This is a genomic window from Streptomyces sp. NPDC006265, assembly GCF_040613555.1.
In the GTDB taxonomy this organism is placed as follows: Bacteria; Actinomycetota; Actinomycetes; order Streptomycetales; family Streptomycetaceae; genus Streptomyces.
The window spans coordinates 1-1,021 of the sequence record NZ_JBEXSH010001538.1; the positions used below are offsets into that span (position 1 = coordinate 1).

Annotated in this window: 1 protein-coding gene; it reads left to right on the forward strand. The window is 69.9% G+C overall.

The window, feature by feature from the left end; genetic code table 11:
* A partial coding sequence (locus ABZ281_RS50445; protein ID WP_356665678.1) for a DUF3631 domain-containing protein occupies window positions 1-912 on the forward strand: 912 nt, incomplete at its 5' end.
* Window positions 913-1,021: the final 109 nt, after the last annotated feature.

A 1,021-nucleotide genomic window follows, 5' to 3' on the forward strand; every position in this document is an offset into this window, starting at 1 on the left:
ACCCGTCGAATACGAGACCAACTACTACCTGACAACCACGAAACCCCAGGTCACGACCACCAACTGAGATCTCTACCGAACCCGGGGCGGTTCACCGCGTGGCGCATCTCCGGTCCGGAACACAAGCCGACCCCGTATCCGACCTTCGCCATGGCGGTACTGGCCTCGATCGGCGACCTGCCCGACACGATCACGGACCGGGCGGTCGTGCTCCGCATGCAAAAGCGCAAGCCGGGCGAGAAGGTGACCCCGTTCCGCTCGCGCTACGCCACACCGGAGCTGAACGCGCTGCGGGACAAGCTGGCCGCCTGGCTGGGTCCGCTGCGCGGCACGGCTGGCCGCATGGCGCCGACCATGCCGGTGGAGGACCGGGCGGCAGACACCTGGGAACCGCTGGTCATCATCGCCGACCTGGCCGGCGGCCACTGGCCCGCCAGTGCACGCGCGGCCTGTGTCGCGATGACCCGGTTCGAGGCCGTCCAGGACGAGCAGACCAACCTGAAGACACGGCTGCTGCGCGACATCCACCGCGTCTTCGAGGCACACGGCAACCCCGAAGCCCTGTCCTCCCTGGATCTGGTCACCGCCCTGCTCCAGGACCATGAAGCCCCCTGGGCAGAGCACGGCACCAACGGGCTCAACGCCTACCACCTGGGCAGAATGCTCCGGGACTTCGACATCCGCCCGGCCAACTACCGGTTCGACAAGGGCAGGCAGGCCAAGGGGTACGCCCGTAACCGGTTCCTCGACAGCTGGGCCCGGCACTGCCCCGACCTCACCAAGACGGCGCCTGCCACCGCGCATGACGCCACACCCGCGCGCCCGACCCAGGGCAAGCCGCCCGCCGCCCCGTCGGGTCAGCTGCCCATCGGCCCACCCGGTGGACCCGGCGGCCCCCAACGCGCCCGCTGACCCACCTCCCCCTGGGTCCGTATCACTGCGTCGCATCCGTCCCCGCGCAGGTCAGCGCGGGGACGGATGTCCTCACCGGGACGGACATCTCCGTACCTGCCCGAGCGTC